The organism is Paenibacillus sp. FSL K6-0108, from assembly GCF_045040695.1.
Taxonomy (GTDB): Bacteria; Bacillota; Bacilli; order Paenibacillales; family Paenibacillaceae; genus Paenibacillus; species Paenibacillus pabuli_B.
Genome location: NZ_CP150288.1, coordinates 7,043,399 through 7,063,674, shown reverse-complemented (window position 1 = coordinate 7,063,674; position 20,276 = coordinate 7,043,399). Strand labels below are relative to the sequence as shown.

Here is a 20,276-nt window from a genome sequence, read left to right as displayed (position 1 = left end):
GGTGCAGTTATCTCCAAGCACGCTCACGGTGAACATTTACGAATTGTTATCGTTAGTTTACCTATCGTTCGCTTTTATGTGTTATTTGCATGTTAACTATATCTTTTGGGTTGCCTAAAATCGTAGATATATGTATAATCAATCGTGTTAACACGTCGAACGTACGGTAGTAAATGATGTGGGTGAGTTCATGGAACTGCTGGACAGCAATGAGAGCAAGAAGAAGATGTGCCAGTATTATAACGAAATTTCGAAGGAACTGTTCGGCTTTGGCACCACTCTCCTGAGAGTGACCATTGATCAGAACATTGTGACCTTCTACGCGAAGCACCGACGTTCACCGCGCTCTGACGCCCTGGAAGGGGAGGCCCCCGGCTTGAAGCTGGAAGTGGACTTCCGCATGTCTGTCTTGTATAAGAAGAAATTCAGGGAGAAGTTGGAGCAGCACATGGGTTTGCCAATCGAAGCTGTATTACGGGATTATGATGCGTCCACACAGTGGGCCATTACGAATGTGATTTTGGAACAAGCATAGGATGGATCGACTGGTTCGATTCATGCGTTGTACGTGGTTCCCGTTCATACTTCTAATTCCGAACAAACAATTTCATATGATGGCGTCTGTCTTCGGATTGATTCTGAAGCAGAAACCGATGATGTACCGGCAGCGGGTGTCGCTTTCCTTTGTTTACGAAGAAAAGTGTTCTTGTTTATACAAGAATGCTTTTCTTTTTGTTTTTTTAAGTTGAACTATATAAGCCCAACTAACAAAGATTTACACTGGCACTCCGATGACAGAACAACCTTCCGATCGCTGTTATTCCCATATTTCTTTGATTGTATTTAGAAAAGGTGAAATCCGGGAATAGGCGTATGCTTCCGAAGTAGCTTTCTTTCAGAAAGCTTTCAGGCGAACGCTTCGCTTCTACAGGTTTTTTCTGTCCTCTACGTTATTGTGTAAAATTTTTAGTTGAGAATATCAAGCTAGTTCAACTTAATGGTTTGGGTTGTTAAATCACACATATCAGGGGGAATCAGGATCATGATGAAAAAGTGGATTAGCGGTTTGGCGGCAGTGGCAATGACATCGGTATTACTTGCAGGATGCGGCAGCAGCACAGAGAACGCAGCAGGAGGATCAGGCAGTGGAGGCACGGCGCCAACCAAACTGGTCATTTCCACTTGGGGCTTCTCGGAAGATTTCTTTAATGAAGAAGTATTCGGTCCATTTGAAAAAGAACATAATGTAGACATCGTGCTTGAAGTGGGCAACAACGCTGAGCGTTTGAACAAAATCCGCCAAGGAACATCCAATGTCGATGTGATTTATTTGTCTGATTACTATGCACAGCAAGGTATTGATGAAGGTTTGTTTGAGAAAATCGACCGTTCCAAAATTCCGAATGTGAATGATATTTATGATATTGCCAAAGCACCGCTTGGCGAAGATTACGGCCCGGCCTACACGGTTGGACAGCTCGGAATCGCTTATAACCCGGACCTCGTTTCCAAAGAAGTCACTTCATGGGCTGATCTGTGGGACCCGGCTTTTGCCAATAACCTGACGATTCCGAATATTACGGCAACAGCAGGCCCGATGGTCTTGGATGCAGCATCCCGTGTAGCCGGAAATGATACGTTTAATGAAGATGCAGCATTTGCGGAGCTGAAAAAATTAAGCGGTAATGTGGTTAAATTTTACACACAAACTTCCGAATTCGTGAACATGTTCTCCCAGGAAGAGATTGCTGGCGGACCAATTATGGAAATGTACTTCAAGGATCTGAAAGCGGCAGTGCCAAATGCGAAGTTTGTTACACCTAGCGAAGGTGCGTATGCAGTCATGAATACGATCAACGTTGTAAAAGGCAGCAAAAACAAAGAACTCGCTGAAGAATTCATCAACTGGCAGTTGAGCCAGGATGTACAAACCAAATCCGCTAAAGCTAAAGTGGATTCCCCGGTAAATACGAAGGTTGAATTGAATGCCGAAGAAGCTGAGGGCGTAACGTATGGTGCGGACGTCGTTGGCAAGCTGAACAAGCTGGATATGGAATTTGTGAATCAACAGGCTAAAGCATGGACAGATCGTTGGAACCGCGAGATTGCACAATAAGCGTAACTTGCGTTTGAACGATAATGACGGATAGCAGTAATGATATGAATTGTTCGACAAACAACATTTGCAGCAAGCACCCATTTAACGGCAAAGGAGTTGGGAATGTATGAGTGAAACAGGAAATCGCATCATTCTGGATGTGGATACTGGTATTGATGATGCGCTGGCAATCTTGCTGGCCGTCAAAAGTCGGAAGCTGGACATTCTCGGAATTACCACAGTCTGTGGGAACGTATCGCTCCAGCAGGCAACGGATAATACATGCAAAATTCTCGAGCTGGCAGGAGCGCCCTCCATTCCGGTCATTGCCGGAGCAGCTGGCCCTCTCACGCGCAAGTCTCATTATGAACACCGGGTACACGGACAAGACGGATTGGGCGGTGCGCTGCCTGATCCGGCCGTGTCCAAGCAGGCGGATGAAGGTTTTGCCCCGGAATTTATCGTTGAACAAGCGAAGTTGTACCCAGGCGAATTAACACTCATTATGACTGCGCCGTTAACGAATCTGGCGCTGGCTCTGATGAAGTGTCCTGAGCTGCCTGCATTATTGAAGGAAGTCATCTTCATGGGTGGCGTCGTTCGTGGACATGGCAATGTTACACCTACTGCGGAGTACAACACGTACGCCGATCCCGAAGCCGCACGCATTGTCATGCATGCAGGTTTCGAGAAGCTGACGCAGGTTGGCTTGGATGTTACCCGTCAAACGCTGCTGAACGAAGAAGCCATCGGACGATTGACTAATCCGGTATTGCGCGATTACGTCGCACAGAGCACGGAGATTTACATCAAGCGGTATGAAGAAATGAACGGAATACGCGCATGTGCCCTGCATGATCCACTGGCCGTTGGCGTCGCTCTTGCCCCGGAACTGGTTGGACGCAAAGCGTATTACGTCGATGTAGAGACAGCCAGCCGCCTGTGCGATGGCCAGATGGTGTGTGACTTCCAAAACCGTTTGGGCGAACAACCCAACACATTGGTATGCGAAACGGTAGATGCCGAAGCATTCCTTGAGTTGTTTATTAATGCTTTAAACTCTTAATTGCTCGACCCAATAAGATATTTATACGATTGCGGAGAGTGCAGAACCGATCTGGAGAAGCGAAGCGTTCCCCTTTATCCCCCGATTTTCTCCATTGATAAGGAATTCAGAAAAATCGGGGGATAACAGGGATCGAAGGACGGTACTGCAATCGGAGTATCCGAGTATAAATCTCTAATTCTTATGTCAGGAGTACCGCGATGAAGAAATCAGTATACTGGCTATTGCTGCCAGGATTCATATTTTTGGCGGCATTTATGATCATTCCGATTGTCCTGACGATCGGATCGACATTTTTTCAGGAAAACTCCTTCACGTTTGAAGGATACATGCATTTTTTCAGAGACCCTTACTTTTTGAAAATACTGCTAACGACGCTGCAAGTCAGCGTGGTCACCACCATCGTTTGCGTGGTGCTCGGATTCCCGACAGCTTATTATATCTCACGAAAAGCGCCGCGCCGCAAAGGCATTCTGCTCGCGCTGGCCATCTTCCCACTGCTAACGAGCCCGGTTGTGCGCTCGTTTAGCTGGATGATTATTCTCGGACGCAAAGGGCTGATCAACAACGCCCTCGTTGGGCTTGGTATCGTGGATAAGCCGTTGGATATTCTGTACACGCCGGCAGCCATGATGATTGGTTTGACCCATCTGTTCCTGCCCCTCATGATCATTTCCCTGGTCGGTGTCCTTGAGAACATTGACGGTGATCTGCTTAAGGCAGCCCAGAGTCTGGGTGCATCACGCTTCACGGCATTCCGCCGGGTGGTATTCCCGCTGGCTGTGCCAGGTCTCGTGATCGGTGCCGTACTTGTTTTTGTCGGAAGCCTGACGGCTTATACGACGCCTGCACTATTGGGAGGCAAACAGCGCGTCATTGCGACGTTCCTTTATCAGAACGCCATGACCCTGAACGACTGGTATCTGGCCTCGGTCGTTGCCGCGATTATGATTGTCATTACGTTTGTCGTGGTCGGTGTCATGAACAAAATGGCCAAAACTTTAAATCCGAAGGGGTAGACATATGCGGGAGAAACATATCGGGCTGGGCCTGTTCAGTCTGCTGGTCTTTATCTTTCTGCTGGGCCCGCTTCTGATCATCTCGGTGACTTCGTTTGAACCGGGGACGGTACTCAAATTTCCGCCGGAGGGCTTCTCCCTCCGCTGGTACGAGAATATTTTCAATACAGGCGGTTTCCTCCGCACGTTCCAGACGTCCATCATCATTTCCTTGCTTGGGAATTTGTTGGCGCTGTTGCTCGGGGTTCCGGCTGCGTATGCACTTAGTCGTTACGATTTCAAAGGCAAGTCCGTGCTGAATGCATTGTTCCTGTCTCCGGTACTCATTCCGGGAATCGTGCTTGGTTTTACATTGATGAAATACCTGATCGTGATCTATCATCTGCCGATGTATCTGGGTCTGCTGATCGGTCACACGATTATTATGCTTCCATTTATCATTCGCGTTATCGCATCGAGTCTGTCGAGCTTTGATTTTGCAGTGGAAGAAGCAGCCCTGAGTCTCGGCGCAGGACGGGTGAGAACGTTCTTCCAGATCGTGCTGCCCAACATTCGCTCAGGCATTCTCGCGGCGGTGCTGATTGCCTTTTTGGAGTCGTTCAACAACGTGGACATTTCCGTGTTTATGACCGGACCAGGGGTAAGCACATTGCCAATTCAGATGCTGACCTATGTAGAAAATTATTTTGACCCAACCATTGCAGCCATTTCCGTGCTCTTGATGGTATTGACTGGACTTTTAATGTTCGTGATCGAACGGATCATGGGCGGATTCTCATACTTTACTAAACGTTAATTGGAGGCGCAGAACGCTATGGCATTGCTGACATTGGATCGCGTATCGGTGGCTTACGATAACCAGACGATCCTGAAGGATTTTCAATTGGAGCTGGAAAAAGGTAAGCTGCTCTCCCTGCTCGGACCGAGCGGTTGCGGCAAAACAACTACGCTGCGCCTCATCGCCGGATTCCTGGAAGCAACACAGGGCAAGTTTATGTTCGGCGGCAAGGATTATACGAAAGTTCCGGTAAACAAGCGGAATTTCGGATTTGTATTTCAGAGTTATGCGCTGTTCCCGCATCTGTCAGTCTATGACAACGTGGCCTTCGGCCTGCGGATGCGCAAGGTAAAGGACAAGGATATTTCGTCACGTGTGATGCGCATCCTTGAAGTGGTGAACCTGATCGGGTTTGAGAAACGTTTTCCGACAGAACTGTCTGGTGGTCAGCGTCAGCGTGTGGCGATTGCCCGCGCACTGGTCATTGAACCGGATTTGCTGTTGTTCGACGAACCACTCAGTAACCTGGATGCCAACCTGAGACTCAACATGCGGGTGGAGATCCGCCGCATTCAGCAGGAACTGGGCATTACGACGCTTTATGTCTCTCATGACCAGGAGGAGTGCTTCTCCATCTCGGATCAGGTTGCCATTATGAACAAAGGCGTAGTCGAGCAGCTCGACCGCCCGGAGACGATTTTTAAATACCCGGCCACAGAATTTGTTGCCCAATTTATCGGCTTCCATAATTTTATCGAGTTTGCTGAGCGTAGTGATGCAGGAGATGAGATCACGCTGAAAGCAGGGGGACGTTTGTTCACCGCAACAGCGCATCCCGGAACGGCACGTCCCGGTGCACGCAAAGGTGCGATTCGCCCGGATGATCTGATGGTTAGTGGAGATACCTCTGGGGACTTGGCTAATGCTTTGCCAGGGATAATCAAAGTAAGCACATACCTTGGACGCAGCTATCAGTACGTCATTGAGACAGAACTCGGCGACTTCACGGCCAATCAGGAGATGGAGACACCTTATCTCAGCGGACAGCGAGTGAATCTGATTTTCCCGCAGGATAAACTTGTCCTTGTGGAATAGCAGCAGGAAGCAGAAGCAGCAAAAGAGGCATTTTATCAGCTCAATCCAGACGGCGCATTACAGTGTACTGAAGGGGAAACAAGTGATATTGGTGCGAGATGCCATATATCCAAAATGGCTTTCTCCATTCACTATGGCTGGTTGTAAACGACCGCTCTGGATCGCTGTGAAATGCTCATGAAGAAGGAGATTATGCCCCATGCGTGCAGATCAACTAATTAAGAATGTACATGTGTATAACAGTTATTATAAACGATTTGAAATGAACAACGTGGCTGTATTGGACGGCAGATTTATGTATGTTGGTCCAGACGGTCCGGAGATAATTGAAGCCGATGAAGTGATTGATGCACGTGGACGTTACATGATTCCGGGTCTTATTGATATTCATCTGCACATTGAGAGTACGATGGTTACACCGGCAACCTTTTCCCATGGCTTGATCCGCTGCGGGGTAACGTCCATTGTGGCGGAACCGCATGAGATGGCGAATGTGTTTGGGCTGGAAGGTGTGCAGGAGATGATGTCGGCCAGCCGCGAAACAACGGTGGACATGTTCTATGCCATTCCAAGCTCCGTTCCGGCGACGCCAATGGAAACAACGGGTGGTTCAATCGAAATCGAAGACATGGATGTGCTGCTGTCTACAGGAGAGATCATCTGTCTGGGTGAGATCATGAACTATGTGGACGTCATCCGTGATCCGGAATGCAAGACGAACCAGATCCTTCAGCATATTCGCAAAAACTATCCCGATCTTGTGATCGAAGGTCATACACCGAAATTGCTTGGGTTGGATCTGCACCGACTGATCTATGCTGGCGTGGATTCCGATCATACGCATCAGAGTATTGAGGGCTTGCAGGCGCGAATTGCAGCAGGCATGTTCATTGAGATTCAGGAAAAATCGATGACGCCAGAAGTTATGGAATACCTGATTCAGCATGATGTCGCTCAGCATTTCTGCTTCGTAACGGACGATGTTATGCCTGATTCACTGGTGGAACGGGGGCATCTGGATCATATCGTGCGTAAAGCCATTCGGATGGGGATGCGCCCTGAAGATGCAATTTATGCAGCAACCTCAACCCCGGCATCTCGTATGAAAATGACTGATCGCGGCAGCATTGCCCCAGGTAAAGTGGCGGATTATGTGCTGCTGTCCAACTTAGATACACTTGCAGTAGAGCAGGTATACAAAAATGGCCGTAAAGCTTATGACGACTACGAACCGTACAAGCAGGACCGGATTAGTGGACAGTTCCCACCTCACTTTTACAAGAGCGTGCAGTTGGATCTGCTGGGAGCTGAGGATTTCGCAATTCGTTTGTCAGATCCGAAGGTTAGTGGGCAAAGTGAAGCATCGGCCTCAGACGCGCAGTTATCTGAAAATGGTCTAAATAACTGCCGGGTTATGATGGTGAAGGATGGTTCAACCTTTGTGGAGGAGCATATTGCACAGGTTCAGGCTGCAAATGGTGAACTGCTCTGGGAAGAGAGCGAATATGGACAGATCGCGACCTTTGAACGTTATGGTGTGAACGGTAATCGGGCACATGGTCTGATTGGTGGAGACACGATTAAGCGTGGTGCTATTGCGACAACATATTCACATGATAACCACAACCTATTGGTCGTAGGGCGCAATCGTGAAGATATGATCTTGGCAGCTAACACGGTAATTTCGAGCCAAGGTGGGTTCTGTGTGGTGGAAGACGGCAAAGTGTTGTCCCATCTCGAACTCCCTGTGGGTGGCATTCTGACGGAGGAACCGCTGGCGGTCGTGTCACACCAAGTGAAAGAGCTGCGTGCAGCGATGTTGTCTCTTGGTTATGTGCACTATAATCCGATTATGTCGATCAGTACCCATTCTCTGGCGGTAAGTCCGGCTCTGAAAATTACGGATCACGGTCTGATTGATGTAAATGCAGGCAAGGTTGTACCGTTGATCGTGGAATCGTGTTAATTATAAAAAATGGCGACACCCCATTTCACAACCATCATGTTGTGAGACGGGGTGTTTTTTTATGTATACCTTTAGAGACGGATTTTCTTACTTAGTATGTGAATTTGTTTCTACGGTGTGTCGTCCATATAGGTAGTTATTCTAACTTTTTGGATTATTTTACAAAATAATGGATAAAAAAAGTAACTATTTTCCTTTTTGGGTGTCTATATATGTGAGGGAAATCCTCAACACTGGTTATAAGGAGCGTGAATGTTATTAAAATTTAATAAGACTTGGTTAATTGGGGTACGTTTGCCCTAAGCTTCAGCTTAATGGGCAACTTGTCAGGAGAGCAACTCATGGCAGGAAAATAAATCCAAATTCAAGCCTAGCAGCATTCAGTTCTATAATACACTCCCAGGTACGCCGGACAACGAGAAGAAAAAGCCCTCATTGACTTGCAGATGCTATCGAACTGGTATCTAAGTAATTGCATACAGATGGTATCAATCTTGAAGAGGAAATGTTATGACGAAATATTATAAAATAGGAGTTTTTTTTATTATGTTAAAGGCGAAAAAGGTCTTTTTGCCAGTATTAATGATTTTGTCTATTTTCTGTTTAAGTTTATCTCCAAATTTGAGTGTTACAGCACAAGCGGATAACAGCCAAGATTTTGCTGTAGTTATAGGTAATGAAGCCAAGGAATTGATCGATGCAACGCTACATGGAGTAGAAGCAGGTGAAATTGAGAATATCGCCCCTGTGTCTGCTTTTGATTTGGGAAAATCGAGTGTGTACACGGTTGGCGGTGGAGTTACGGTTGTTACAGTTCCTTTGCATGGGGATTATAGCCTTCCCAGTAACGTAACAGTATTCTTCGATGAGGATAATACCGTATTGCAGACAAATGAACTGTTGGTGACCAAGAATGAGACAGGAAACTTCCGAGTTGAGACGTATTTGAATGGATCAGTTGTTAAATCCGTGGACACTGACAGACCTTATATCACAGATGAAGAAATGCTTGCAGAAGAGCCAGTTAACTCTGGAATTCAACCGCAGAGCGTAGGCGCAGTGGCAGGTTGTCTTGGAGCAGTGCTTGGCATTGGTGGTACGGCGGCTTATATTATTGCGGTTGCGTGCGGTGGTTCGTGTGCAGTACCGACACCAGTGACTGCTCCGATATGTGCTGCATGTATTGGTGCATATGCAGTTCTTGGTGCTGGTGGTATCGCTGGAGCAGTAGCTTGTTTCAATTACCTGTGAGGTGATTCGATGAACAAGATTTTAGCGTTCTCGATTTTGGGAATGGGTTTAACTGGTGCCGTTTTAATCATCTCAATTGCTCTGTTGTTTAACCCCCCAATAGGAAGTGTGTTGAAGATGGTTACTGCTGCTTCAACATTATCTTTTATTATATTTGCTGTCTCGGCTTTGGTATTTCGACGGCGATTAGATGATGAAACAAGAGAGTAATATAGTTATACTTCCTCAATTTAGGACGAATGATTTCCAGTAGCAATCCTAACAATGTTTCTACTCAAGAAAAAAAGCATCTCCTTCAGGAGATGCTTTTATTTTCTGCTTATCTTCAGAAAATAATGAAAGATATCTCCTCTAACATGCATTCTCCCCTATAAGCACCCATGCCAGAAAATAGAATCTTCTGTTTTAAAATATATATAGTTTGTTTCTATTAAGCTGTGTCCGGCTCTAACCTCAAATATCTTACTAATACCCTTGATCATCTCGTAAACCTGATCAATTTTTTTTAAAAGATTTGCCGATTCATTTTCTTCCAGCTCCCTGGCTTTACACCATAACTGATTAAAGAGCATCAGATCCGCACAGTGGCTTTCAATACCTTGGTTTTCCATAACAGTCCAATATAGTTCTACATCTGCCGCATCCTCTTGCCAATAGACTTCTATAATGGGCATAAACCGTTCTGCAAGTCCGTTGAAGTATAGGATTAAAAACTAACGGAAGAGATCCTACAAGTAATTCATTTCTTGGACGGGGCAAATGGAAACATATATATTAGTAGAGAGAATGTTTAGAGCAACGGCAGGAGGATAAGCAACGATTATGGAAATAACAAATGCTACTAAAGCCATCTTTTTCGATGTAGACGATACCTTGTATGACCACTTGCAACCACTGAAAGGAGCACTACAGGAGGTTCTTGGTTTACCAGATGATTTCCCATACGCTGAGGCGTACCATCGCTTCCGTTATTATAGCGACTGGCTGTCTGCCCAAGAAGATTTGTCGGCTGTACCCGAACCGGAAGCGGTGGAACGGATGCGTCATCGCAGATTTGAGCTGACCTTGGCCGAATTTGGATTACATCTGCATTCGGGGCAGGCTGAAGAACTGCAAGCACAATATTTGAGTAGACAGTTTCAGATCCAACCCTTTGAGGGGGCATATGAACTTATTCGAACACTTCTTGCAGAAGGGCATATGGTAGGGTTAATTACCAACGGAGAAGGAAAACATCAGCAGCGGAAGCTCGAAGCGTTGGATGTATTCAGTCTTATTTCCGAGGAACGGATTTTCATATCGGGTACACTTGGTTACGCCAAGCCGGATCGCAGATTATTTGAGCATGTAAGCAGGCAGACGGGATCGGATTCCGGTTCCAGTTATTACATCGGCGATTCCTGGCGCAATGATGTTATCGGTGCAGTGGATGCCGGATGGAAAGTGATCTGGTTCAACCATCGTGGTGCTTTGCCAGAATCAGAGCATCAGCCTCATCACGTTGCGCGCAGTTATGAAGAGGTAAGCCGTATTCTTACATCCGAGTTGGTTCATCAATAAAGAGTGCTCATATGCGATATGATGTTTTCAGGCTTGATACAGCCCGGTTTCCTCATGGGGGATCAGGGCTGTTTTTGTTGTTGCATGTTGTTTACAAAGGGTGGGTGAGGATTGTCATTGTGCATCAGTGAAAATTGAGGTATAGATACTGTGTGTAGAGGTGTCATAGGAGGTTTTCACATAGGCCAAAGATGAAGCTCGGCTTCATGGAATCTTCATTCGAAAGAATAGGCTAAAGCCTTCACAACGGATTTGGGTAGTGTTATAATTAAAACAAGATTTAGATTAAGTCTAAATTAAATAAACGAAAACAAGTTAAATTACGTTATCAAATTCAAAACTATATCGTATTCGAGAGGGGATAAATTCCATGAGCACAATCCAAACTAGAAACAACACTTTTGCAAACCATACCACTGAACTTCAAGATGTCCTGAACCGCCAGATCGCAGGTTGGTCTGTACTGTACACTAAACTGCACCATTTCCACTGGTATGTGAAAGGTCCTCATTTCTTCACACTGCATGCCAAATTCGAAGAGTTGTATAACATGGCTACAGCGAATATGGACGAAGCCGCAGAACGCCTATTAGCCATTGGTGGACGCCCGGTCGCAACGATGGCTGAGCAACTGCGGTTGTCACCTGTTGAGGAAGCACAGGGACAGTTGTCGGCTGAAAAAATGGTAGAAACCGTAGTTGCTGATCTGCAAGCGATGGTGGGTGTTATTAACCAGGGTATCCAGGAAGCAGGTAAAGCTGAGGATAATGCAACCGAAGATATGCTGATTGGATTCACTGCTGCCTTGGATAAAGAGGTCTGGATGTTAAACGCATTTCTGGGCAAATAATCTAGGTTACCCTGCATCCTGAACAACGATATGTAGAGTCCGTGAACAAAGTGCCCGTTCGCTTACAAATCCGGTGTGCTTGCCGTATAATGATGGCATTCGAGATGTATAGATTGGTGGAATGAATAATGCGGACAGACCTGGATGAACTGCGGGATGAAGCTGAACGGTTTATATATAGATGTTATGAAGAGCTGGGCCATTCGCGTGAAGACGCGCAGGCCCGGCTTGTTGCCGTTTTGAACGAGATTGAGCACACAGGCACCTATGTACATACTGCAGATGAATTGGAGCATGGCTGTAAAATGGCATGGCGGAACAGCAATCGCTGCATCGGGCGGCTATTCTGGGATAAACTGCGCATCGTGGATGCACGTCATGCAGATACGGTTGGGACGGCAGCAGATGCTGTGATGACGCACATCAGAGCGGCTTCCAACAAAGGCAAGATCATTCCGATGATTACGATCCTTCCACCGGATGGACCAAATGGAGCCCCCGTGCGGATATGGAATCATCAGTTGATCCGTTATGCCGGATATGAGACGACGGAAGGCATTGTAGGTGACCCTGCATCCGTTGAGCTAACGAAGACGGCAATATCGCTTGGCTGGCAGGGGGAAGGCACCCCTTATGATGTGCTGCCATTGATTATCCAGGCTCAGGGACAAGCTCCGGAGTGGTATCCTGTGCCCGAGGAAGACATCGTGGAAGTGAGGATTGAACACCCGGAGCGTCCCGAGATTGCCGAACTGGACATGCGCTGGTACGGTGTACCGATGATTGCCGATATGCGGCTGGAGATTGGCGGCATATCTTACCCCGCAGCGCCGTTTAACGGTTGGTATATGGGGACCGAGATCGGAGCCCGTAATCTGGCGGACACGTTTCGTTATAACAAGCTGCCTGCGGTAGCAGCAGCGCTGGGACTGAATACGTCGAGTGAAACGACTTTGTGGAAGGATCGAGCTCTGGTAGAGCTGAATGTAGCTGTGCTGCATTCATTCAAGAAAGCAGGCGTTAGCATTGTGGATCACCACACAGCGGCAGCGCAATTTGCACTGTTTGAGCAGCGGGAGGAGAAGGCCGGGCGCGAGCTGACAGGTGATTGGGTTTGGCTGATTCCGCCGGTGTCGCCGGCGACGACGCATATTTTTCACAGTTCATACCGCAATGAGATTGTGAAGCCCAATTTTTTTCGTCAGGATCAGGCGTTTACTCTTGCTGGGAACCTATCTGGAGTAACAATGGAGAACAGTGAAGAACAGAATACAGTGCGAGAGGATCATCAGCCTCAGGGGGAGAACCCACCAATGAAATGCCCGTTTGCACACTGATGTGCGGGCGGGTTGTTTTTTGCTGTGTTTTCATCAAAGCACGGACTCTAAAATAGGAAGAAAAGCAGAAGATTGTTTCTCTATATGGAAATGAATTGCACTTCTATAATAAGGATCATGACTTAATATAGGAGGCCTATCCTATGGGCTATATTGAATCGCTTCGAGAAATGGTTGGCAATGCACCCGTTATTCTGGTGAGACCGAGTATTTTGATATTGAATAAATTAGGTGAAATTTTGTTGGTTCGACATGTGGATCATACCTGGGGAGTACCGGGTGGGTTTATGGAGTTGGGTGAATCGGTGGAAGAGTCTGCGATGCGAGAGGTCAAAGAAGAAATTGGAATACAGATCAAGAAACTTGTGCTATACGGTGTTTTTTCCGGGAAAGAGTTATATACGAAATTAAGAAATGGACATGAATATTATAATGTGGTCATTGGTTATATTTGCACGGAGTACGAAGGCGAATTGAAGCCCGATGGGGTGGAAGTTCTTGAAGCGAAGTTTTACAAGCCGACGGAATTGCCAGAGAACACAGACCCTTATTTAAAAAGTAAAATCGAAGAAAATGCGTTACATATTGCAACTTTATTAGGAGTAAATAAATGAATGGAGGCTGCCCACGGGTGTGGGCAGTCTTGTGCGTTTACACTCGTTTCGATCTGTAACGGCTGCGCATCACTGCCTGAACGGCAATGGCGGCAGCGATCAGAAGCAGATTGAAGACAAACACGGTATACAGCGATCCATGCTCTACGAGCAGCGCAGCAATCAGCGGGGATACGATGGAACCGATCTCTGCCGCAGAGACAATTTTGCCTATGACGGAGCTCCTACCTTCGTCCGGGATATGATCCCCGATATGAGCAAAGAACGAATCCATGTAACATGCACCGCCTACACCGCCGATCAGCATGCCTACGTAAACCAGCACATATGAAGATGTGCTCAGAAAAACCACCACTTCGATACCAATCATCAGCATGCCGAACATGCAGAGCAGCAGCCGATCACCCATTCGATCAGACAGGTAACCTGCCACCGGGGCAGCCGCAAGTGTGGAGATCCCGGCTACGGTAAAGGCAAGACTGGTCGCAAACGGGTCCCACTGCATGATATGAGCGGCATACAGCGCAAAATAAGTCAGAAACACGGCATAGGCGCTCATCTCCAGAAAATGCACCGCACCGTAGCCAATCAGTTGCTGCCGCCTGGTAAGTCCGGTGGACGGTTCTGGAATGGTTGAGCTAGGCGTATCATTTACTGGAGAAGCTGTATAATCGGCAGGCGTTTGCGTTGGTTTGGCATCCGTTGGAGACTCGCTTAAGTCGTGGCCGTCCGCCACATTTTCGGATACAGGATTGGACTTTCCTGCTGTCTTCATCCCCATTGCCGCAATCACAGCCATCAGGCAGCACACGGTAACGAGTAAAAAAGGCACCGATAACGGCCAATGCAACGAGAGCCAGCCGCTGATGACCGGACCCAGCACCATGCCCCCGCCTTCACTGCTGCTGATATAACCGTTGTACAGCCCCCGGTTGTCGACATTCCCCTCATCCCCGATGATGGAACGCACGACGACGGTAAGTCCGGTAGAAGCGAGCCCTTGCAGCAGCCGCAGCAGACCGAATACTAATGCGGCAGAAGATACAGCGAAACCGCCCATACATACAGCGAGCAGCAGCAGCATAGCAATAAGTGCCCGCTTGCCCCCAATTTTCCGATAGAGTGCCGCAGCGGGCACCCCGCCAATCACTTTGCCGACATAAAAGAGTGCAAAAATAACCCCCATCATCCAGCCAGACAGGCCGAACTCCTCAATAAACAAAGGGAATAGGGGCAGAATCATGAAGCCGCCCATCTGACTAAGAAAACAAATGATCATCAGCAAGGGCAGATTACGGCGAATATCCACCAACAGGACTCCTTTCACATGGCTTAATTCCGAAATCCTCATGAAATCGCTCTACATGGATGCGTAGATATCGACATATACCCGTAATGTATGCTGTATTTGTGAGAATAAGAAGAAATAACACACAGCGTTTACATCAAAACCATTGCGGATATAGCTGAATCATATATAATAGATGGGATTTGTAATGAAGCATGCTTGAAAAGAAGTGTACAGGCTCAAGGTATACCTCAAGTTTAAAGGGGGCGAAATGAAGCATGTCAGAACAACAACCGATTATCCGGTTCGACCGGGTGACCCAGCAATACGATCAGGATGAAGCCGTATTGAAGGAAGTCAGCTTCGAGATTGAGCGGGGTAAATTTTATACGCTACTCGGCCCGTCAGGCTGCGGGAAAACAACGATATTGCGCCTGATCGCCGGCTTTGCGGAGCCGACACAGGGCAGTATTTATTTTAACGGTGCACTGATTAACCAAGTGCCGGCTCACCAGCGGCAGGTGAATACCGTATTTCAGGATTACGCGTTATTTCCACATTTGAACGTATTTGAGAACGTCGCTTTTGGTTTGCGGATCAAAAAAATGAAAACCGCTGAAATTCGCGGCAAAGTGTTGGAAGCACTCAAGTTCGTCAATCTCTCCGGTTATGAAAACCGTGAAATTGGCGAGATGTCCGGCGGACAACGGCAGCGTGTCGCGATTGCACGGGCAATTGTGAATGAACCCGAGATTTTGCTGCTGGACGAGCCTTTGTCGGCGCTCGATCTGAAGCTGCGCACCGAAATGCAGTATGAGCTGCGCGAGCTGCAACAGCGACTGGGCATTACGTTTATTTTTGTCACGCATGACCAGGAAGAAGCCTTGGCGATGTCGGATGAAATCTTTGTCCTGAACGGCGGCGTCATTCAGCAGAGCGGCACGCCAAATGATATCTATGATGAGCCGATTAACCGTTTTGTGGCGGACTTCATCGGTGAATCGAACATTGTATCCGGCAAAATGAAGCAGGACTTTGTGGTAGAGTTCGCTGGCGCACAGTACGAGTGTGTCGATCAGGGATTGCAGCGGGACGAGCCTGTGGAGATAGTGATTCGTCCAGAGGACATGGAGATTACAACCGAGGAACAGGGCAAGATGAAAGTCAATGTGGATTCCCAGTTGTTCCGTGGGGTGCATTACGAAATATCGACCTACGATGATGCGGGTAATGAGTGGCTGGTGCATTCCACGAAGAAAGCCGTCGTAGGCGCTCGTATTGGACTGTATTTTGACCCGGAAGCCATCCACGTCATGCGCTTTAACGAGACGGAAGAAGAGTTCGACAAACGTCTGGAAGCCTACCAAGAGGCCGTTCATGCAGACTAAGGCGAGTACACGCAATGCGTATCTGATTCCATATGTATTATGGATGGTGTTGTTTGTAGTTGCTCCGGTTCTGCTGGTGGTGTATTACTCGTTCTTCGATGTGGAGGGCCATTTTACGCTGGGTAACTATGCCCGGTTCTTTACACCGGTGTACATGCAGATGACCCTGAGCTCGTTCTGGTATGCATTTCTGATCACAGTGTTCTCGCTGTTGGTCTCGTATCCGACGGCGTATTTACTGACTCGTACAAAGCACAAGCAGCTGTGGCTGCTGCTTATTATTTTGCCAAGCTGGATCAATCTGTTGTTAAAAGCGTACGCCTTTATCGGCCTGTTTGGCACGTATGGCTTGACCAATTCCCTGCTTGAAGTGGTGGGCATTGGCACGAAACAGATTCTGTTCACCGATTTTAGCTTTATCTTTGTCTCGGTGTACATCTTCATTCCGTTTATGATCCTGCCGATCTTCAACGCGCTGGAAGAGATGAATCCGTCGCTGATCTACGCAGCACGGGATCTCGGGGCATCGTCCTGGCTGACGTTCCGTCGGGTCATCTTCCCGCTGACGCTTAGCGGAGTGAAATCCGGCTGTCAGGCTGTATTTATTCCGGCGCTATCCTTGTTCATGATTACCCGCCTTATTGCGGGGAACCGGGTAATTACGCTGGGAACAGCGATTGAGCAGCATTTTCTCGTCACCCAGGACTGGGGGATGGGTTCGACGATTGCCGTCTTTTTGATTATTGCGATGGCAATCATTATGTTCCTGACTGGATCAGGCAAGAAGGAGGTGCGTAATGGGAAGAAACGGAAAGCTGTCTAACGTCTATCTGGCCGTTGTATTCGCTATACTGTACGCACCGATTGCGTATCTGATCTTCTATTCCTTCAACAGTGGCGGACATATGCGCGGCTTCGAAGGGTTTACATTGGAATGGTACAGGGAAGTGTTTGCCGATACCCGGCTGCTGATCATTGTACTCAATACGTTTATTATTGCGCTCCTGTCCTCGGCGATCTCGACGATGCTCGGTGTGGCAGGGGCACTGGCGATCTACCATGTGCGGCGCAAACGGACCAAGAATACGCTGCTGTCACTCAATAACGTGCTGATTGTTAGTCCAGATGTCATCATTGGTGCATCCTTTCTGATTCTGTTCACCATGATTGGCATCAAGCTTGGATTCACTTCGGTACTGTTGTCTCATATTGCATTCAGCGTGCCGATTGTCGTGATTATGGTACTGCCAAAGCTTCAGGAGATGAGCCCAACCTTGATGGATGCGGCGCGCGATCTGGGTGCTGGATCATGGCAGGTTCTGACCCGCGTCGTGCTTCCATACGTCAAACCGGGTATTTTTGCCGGATTCTTCATGGCGTTGACGTACTCGCTAGATGACTTTGCGGTAACCTTCTTTGTTACGGGGAACGGTTATTCCACGCTTTCTGTGGAGATTTATTCCAGAGCAAGGCAGGGTGTGTCATTGTCCATCAATGCGCTGTCTACGCTGCTGTTCCTGCTTACGGTGCTGCTGGTTGTTGGGTATTACTTCATTAACCGCCGTGCCGCGAAGACGCCTGCGGGAAGGGGGCTGCGTCCATGAAGCAACTGGTTCGGACATTTGCAATTGTATTTGTGGCAGCCTTTGCCCTGATGATCCTCGCTTCGTATCTGAACAAAAGTCAGGGGTATTCCGGCGGAAACACGCTGACCATTTATAACTGGGGCGATTATATCGATCCTGATTTGCTGAAGGAATTTGAGCAAGAGACCGGAATCAAGGTGATCTATCAGACGTTTGACTCGAATGAGGCGATGTTAACCAAGATTGAGCAGGGCGGAACGACGTTCGATGTGGCAATTCCTTCTGAATATGCGATTAGCAAAATGAAAGAAGAAAATCTGCTCGTTCCACTCGATCATAGCAAGCTGCCCAATCTGAGTAACATCGACCAACAGTTTATGGACCTGTCCTTTGATGAGGGGAACAAGTACTCCATCCCTTACTTCTGGGGAACGGTGGGTATTGTGTACAATCCTGAGCTGGTCGATGGGTTAACGTTTGAGAGCTGGAATGACCTGTGGGACCCACGTTTGAAAAATCAAATCCTGCTGCTCGACGGTGCCCGTGAAGTCATCGGCATGGGGCTGAACAGCCTTGGGTATTCACTGAACGATACGAATGAAGACCATCTGCAGGAAGCTTTGAAGAAACTGTCCACCCTCACGCCTAACGTCAGAGCCATTGTCGGGGACGAGATCAAAATGCTGCTGGCGAACGAAGAAGCGGCGGTTGGACTCGTATGGTCCGGGGATGCGTCGGAAATTATGGATGAGAATGATAAGCTGGATTATGTGGTTCCTGAGGAAGGCTCGAACCTTTGGTTCGATAACATGGTTATTCCGAAGACTGCAAGTAATATTGAAGGTGCTCATCAGTTCATCAACTTCATGCTGGACCCGGATCATGCAGCTCGTAATGCCGAGTATGTCGGGTATTCCACACCGAACGCCGAAGCATTAAAGCTGCTGCCAGAGGATATTTCGGAGGATGAACGATTTTATCCAGATGAGACACTGACAGGCAAGCTGGAGGTCTACGATAATCTGGGCAAAAAAATGCTTTCGCATTATAACGATTTGTTCCTCGAATTTAAAATGCATAGCAAATAGGTAATATTCAATTGAGATGTATCGGATGAACATGGCGTTCCGTGTAACGTCCAACGCGCTAACGAATCTACCGCACCTTATTGGGCTGATTTCCGAGGTTTACGAATGCTAACGAACTCCAGCGAAGCTATTCTTTATAAAAATGGTGTTTAAACGGTAATAAGCCGCTGCTTAGACAGAATAGCGTCTCTCTGATTCGTTAAAACTCCAATGGGAACAAATGACCGCCAATTGCGTGTGTACAGTTCATTAGAATTCGTTAGATCTGAAACAAAATAAATAGGGGTGCAGCTCGTCATTTCAATTGAATGACGAGCCGCACCCCTTTATGTTTTACCCTGCCTCAGAGCAAACAGCTAAGGTAGGTTGTCTTGTCTCTGTTTACACGTTAACGGAGGGGACAGAACAAACGAAGGAAGCGAAGCGTTCGCCTAAAAGCTTTCTGAAAGAAAGCTACTTCGGAAGCATACGCTTATCCCCGGATTTTCCCATTTAAGATGGGATTCAAAAAAATCTGGGGATAACAGCGATCCGAAGTTGTTCTGTCACCGCAGTGGTCTAGTGTAAACGACATAAGATTTACATGCGCTTTTTGCGACCCACAATGATCCAGGCCCCGCCCATAATCAGCACAATCGCCACGAACGGCTGGACAAAGGACAGGCTGTTCAACATCGTGCCTATCGACATGACGGAGAAGAATAACAGTGAGATTACCGTCAGGATGTTGATCGGAATCAGCAGCCATTTGTTACGGCCACCAAACCAATACAATTCAAACAGACCTACCGCTACCGCAAGAATGAAGCCAGGCCACATCGTGCCCCAGTTACCAAAGAGCATGGCGATCTGGCTGACAATACCTGCCGTAAGCAAGATGCCCCCGGGAACCAGCAATCCGACCCCTCTGCCAATCATGGAGAAGTACAGCCAGTGGAAGAACAGCCCCAGCGGAATCACAAATAAGGTGGGCCAGAACGTGGCAAAGATTGTACCCGGACCGAGTGAACCTCCCTGGTTCAAAATCAGGTACACGCCCAGCAAAATAAGCACAGGCGCAAGGATGGTGCGTTTAGCCATGATATCTCTCCTTTTCAATACAAGATCAATTCCCGAACGGTTGTATGTAGAGCAACTACTTTCGTTATTCACAGCATACCATGAATTAGAAAAGTTGATCCTCCGTCTTTGGAGTTAAAGTGAACCTAGACCAAAGTCTAGGTAGGCATGGTTTGAGAAACTATACTCTGTTGATGAGTGTGTAGTTGAACATGCTGAAAACCCACTCTGTT

The 20,276-nt window shown here is 47.5% G+C and carries 20 protein-coding genes; 17 read left to right on the top strand and 3 right to left on the bottom strand.

The features are described from left to right. Positions 1-190: 190 nt before the first annotated feature. The 9 genes from MHB49_RS32045 to MHB49_RS32005 all read left to right on the top strand — a co-directional run bounded on the left by MHB49_RS32045 (position 191) and on the right by MHB49_RS32005 (position 9,483). Positions 191-535 carry a Na-translocating system protein MpsC family protein gene (locus tag MHB49_RS32045; RefSeq protein WP_024632855.1) on the top strand — a complete coding sequence of 115 codons (345 nt, stop codon included), beginning with the start codon at positions 191-193 and terminating at the stop codon, positions 533-535. 510 nt (positions 536-1,045) lie between these two features. Next, a complete protein-coding gene (locus MHB49_RS32040; RefSeq protein ID WP_405157286.1) occupies positions 1,046-2,116 on the top strand; it encodes an ABC transporter substrate-binding protein in 1,071 nt (356 codons plus the stop codon). Positions 2,117-2,225: 109 nt separating this feature from the next. After that, on the top strand, positions 2,226-3,164 hold the full coding sequence (locus MHB49_RS32035) for a nucleoside hydrolase (RefSeq protein WP_405154278.1): 939 nt from the start codon (positions 2,226-2,228) through the stop codon (positions 3,162-3,164). Positions 3,165-3,364: 200 nt separating this feature from the next. After that, positions 3,365-4,183, top strand: a complete 819-nt coding sequence (locus tag MHB49_RS32030) for an ABC transporter permease (protein ID WP_024632852.1) — start codon at positions 3,365-3,367, stop codon at positions 4,181-4,183. A gap of 4 nt (positions 4,184-4,187) precedes the next feature. Then, positions 4,188-4,979: an ABC transporter permease gene (locus MHB49_RS32025; protein WP_024632851.1), complete on the top strand. Its 792-nt coding sequence runs from the start codon at positions 4,188-4,190 to the stop codon at positions 4,977-4,979. Between the two features lie 18 nt (positions 4,980-4,997). Next, on the top strand, positions 4,998-6,056 hold the full coding sequence (locus tag MHB49_RS32020) for an ABC transporter ATP-binding protein (protein WP_405154277.1): 1,059 nt from the start codon (positions 4,998-5,000) through the stop codon (positions 6,054-6,056). Positions 6,057-6,255: 199 nt separating this feature from the next. Further along, positions 6,256-8,022, top strand: a complete 1,767-nt coding sequence (locus tag MHB49_RS32015) for an adenine deaminase (protein ID WP_405154276.1) — start codon at positions 6,256-6,258, stop codon at positions 8,020-8,022. Positions 8,023-8,532: 510 nt separating this feature from the next. After that, positions 8,533-9,273, top strand: a complete 741-nt coding sequence (locus MHB49_RS32010; protein WP_405154275.1) for a hypothetical protein — start codon at positions 8,533-8,535, stop codon at positions 9,271-9,273. Between the two features lie 9 nt (positions 9,274-9,282). Further along, positions 9,283-9,483 (top strand): hypothetical protein, encoded by a 201-nt coding sequence (locus tag MHB49_RS32005; protein WP_379383983.1) that lies wholly within the window; start codon positions 9,283-9,285, stop codon positions 9,481-9,483. 158 nt (positions 9,484-9,641) lie between these two features. Here the strand turns inward: MHB49_RS32005 and MHB49_RS32000 are convergent, their stop codons facing one another. Then, complete coding sequence (locus MHB49_RS32000; RefSeq protein ID WP_405154274.1) at positions 9,642-9,947, bottom strand: hypothetical protein; 306 nt, start codon at positions 9,945-9,947, stop codon at positions 9,642-9,644. A gap of 148 nt (positions 9,948-10,095) precedes the next feature. On the opposite strand from MHB49_RS32000, the gene MHB49_RS31995 reads away from it, so the two are divergent. The 4 genes from MHB49_RS31995 (at position 10,096) to MHB49_RS31980 (ending at position 13,634) form a co-directional block, all read left to right on the top strand. Continuing rightward, positions 10,096-10,833, top strand: coding sequence for an HAD family hydrolase (locus MHB49_RS31995; RefSeq protein WP_405154273.1), 738 nt, complete (start codon positions 10,096-10,098; stop codon positions 10,831-10,833). A 370-nt stretch (positions 10,834-11,203) separates the two neighbouring features. Then, positions 11,204-11,683 carry a Dps family protein gene (locus MHB49_RS31990; RefSeq protein WP_405154272.1) on the top strand — a complete coding sequence of 160 codons (480 nt, stop codon included), beginning with the start codon at positions 11,204-11,206 and terminating at the stop codon, positions 11,681-11,683. Positions 11,684-11,811: 128 nt separating this feature from the next. Continuing rightward, on the top strand, positions 11,812-13,020 hold the full coding sequence (locus tag MHB49_RS31985; protein ID WP_405154271.1) for a nitric oxide synthase oxygenase: 1,209 nt from the start codon (positions 11,812-11,814) through the stop codon (positions 13,018-13,020). Positions 13,021-13,163: 143 nt separating this feature from the next. After that, on the top strand, positions 13,164-13,634 hold the full coding sequence (locus tag MHB49_RS31980) for an NUDIX hydrolase (RefSeq protein ID WP_405154270.1): 471 nt from the start codon (positions 13,164-13,166) through the stop codon (positions 13,632-13,634). Between the two features lie 37 nt (positions 13,635-13,671). On the opposite strand, the gene MHB49_RS31975 is transcribed toward MHB49_RS31980, so the two are convergent. Beyond that, positions 13,672-14,943, bottom strand: a complete 1,272-nt coding sequence (locus MHB49_RS31975; protein ID WP_405154269.1) for an MFS transporter — start codon at positions 14,941-14,943, stop codon at positions 13,672-13,674. 257 nt (positions 14,944-15,200) lie between these two features. Here MHB49_RS31975 and MHB49_RS31970 point away from each other — a divergent pair, with 257 nt between their 5' ends. From MHB49_RS31970 to MHB49_RS31955, 4 genes are read left to right on the top strand one after another with little or no spacing between them, the layout of a single operon-like run. Then, the gene (locus MHB49_RS31970) at positions 15,201-16,310 is read left to right on the top strand and encodes an ABC transporter ATP-binding protein (protein ID WP_247899742.1); all 1,110 of its coding nucleotides are present in this window, start codon (positions 15,201-15,203) and stop codon (positions 16,308-16,310) included. Continuing rightward, complete coding sequence (locus tag MHB49_RS31965) at positions 16,300-17,133, top strand: ABC transporter permease (RefSeq protein ID WP_405154268.1); 834 nt, start codon at positions 16,300-16,302, stop codon at positions 17,131-17,133. The genes MHB49_RS31970 and MHB49_RS31965 overlap by 11 nt, the downstream gene beginning before the upstream one ends. Further along, entirely contained in the window at positions 17,108-17,914 is an 807-nt protein-coding gene (locus MHB49_RS31960; protein WP_405154267.1) for an ABC transporter permease, read from the top strand. Before MHB49_RS31965 ends, MHB49_RS31960 begins: the two co-directional genes overlap by 26 nt. Next, a complete protein-coding gene (locus MHB49_RS31955; protein ID WP_405154266.1) occupies positions 17,911-18,984 on the top strand; it encodes a PotD/PotF family extracellular solute-binding protein in 1,074 nt (357 codons plus the stop codon). Before MHB49_RS31960 ends, MHB49_RS31955 begins: the two co-directional genes overlap by 4 nt. A 579-nt stretch (positions 18,985-19,563) precedes the next feature. On the opposite strand, the gene MHB49_RS31950 is transcribed toward MHB49_RS31955, so the two are convergent. Then, entirely contained in the window at positions 19,564-20,064 is a 501-nt protein-coding gene (locus tag MHB49_RS31950) for a hypothetical protein (protein ID WP_247899738.1), read from the bottom strand. Between the last annotated feature and the right edge of the window lie 212 nt (positions 20,065-20,276).